The 1107-nt window shown below is 45.8% G+C and carries 1 protein-coding gene; it reads right to left on the bottom strand.

Annotation, left to right across the window (positions count from 1 at the left end; translation table 11 throughout):
* The coding region (locus tag MFLO_RS14285) for an InlB B-repeat-containing protein (RefSeq protein ID WP_173400590.1) at positions 1-1087 on the bottom strand (1087 nt) is incomplete at its 3' end.
* Positions 1088-1107: the final 20 nt, after the last annotated feature.

The raw sequence follows: 1107 nt of genomic DNA, 5'->3' as shown, positions 1-1107 counted from the left end.
GTCTGGATCGTGGGGTTGGCTCAGGAAGTGGATCGACCATAATGGTATCGGCCTTCCACTGTGCATACAGAACAGATTGCGCCGCATCGGACCAGTCTTCTCCTGCCGAAACAGATTTCCCTTGCCCATCAGCTTGTGTATTCCACCCCAAGAACGTATACCCTTCTCGTGCAGGGATCATCTCCGCAACACGCGCCGGATCCTCTACGGTATAGGATTGATCACTGGGAAGATTCTCCACAACATCGCTGGTATTGGCCTGGTACTGAAGGGTGTAGGTATCCTTCTCCCAAGTAGCCTGTAAAGTTATCGGTGCATTCGGCATTGTTTGGGTTGGGAAATTCCAGAACGATCGCTCTCCGTCTTGTTCGAAGGTCCAGCCTTTAAACTGGTAACCCGTTCTCGAAGGAGAATCTGGCTCTTGAACGGTTTCTCCCGGAAAGACCAGTTGTTCCGTATTCGAAGCAAGCACTCCCCCTTTTGGATCAAAGGTTACGACTTGATCGGTCGCAAACTCAATTGGGATAGACATATAGCCGCTGGATGATGGCGTCTCGTTGGAATGACTTTTCCCATATTCCAAAACGCCATCGCGCACCGCTCGAGCTTGATTGGTCCACAAATTTTTCAAAACGAGTTGATCCGTAGAAGCATCATAAGAAGATACCGTACTGGCAAAGCTAGAGCTGCCATTAACGGTTCCTTTATCAAGGGAATAGGCTTCTCCATTAAACCCAGTAAATGGATTATCAATCCGTATTTCTTCATCGCCTCTTACATAGTGAACGGGAAGTGTTAATCTTTGTCCCGTCAATCGAATTCCTGGTCGTTGTTCCGGATTTTGAATCACGGAAAAGTCTTGTATGGCGTTATTGTTTAAACTAATCGTTGTCACCCATGGAATCTCATTCACAAAGGAAGCATCTGTCAAATCATTCCACCCCATATTCAAATTGGTTAAATTCGTTAATTGAGACAAATCAGGAACCCTACCTAAACGATTATTGGATAATGACAATTCCTTTAAGCTCGTCATTTCCTGAATAAGATCGAGATCCACCTCTTTTGGCAAATCACAAGAACTCAAATTGAGGCTCTCCAGGTGTA

It is taken from the genome of Listeria floridensis FSL S10-1187 (assembly GCF_000525875.1).
Lineage (GTDB): Bacteria > Bacillota > Bacilli > Lactobacillales > Listeriaceae > Listeria > Listeria floridensis.
The sequence above is the reverse complement of the archived record's forward strand: the minus strand, read 5'-3'. Positions and strand labels throughout refer to the sequence as shown.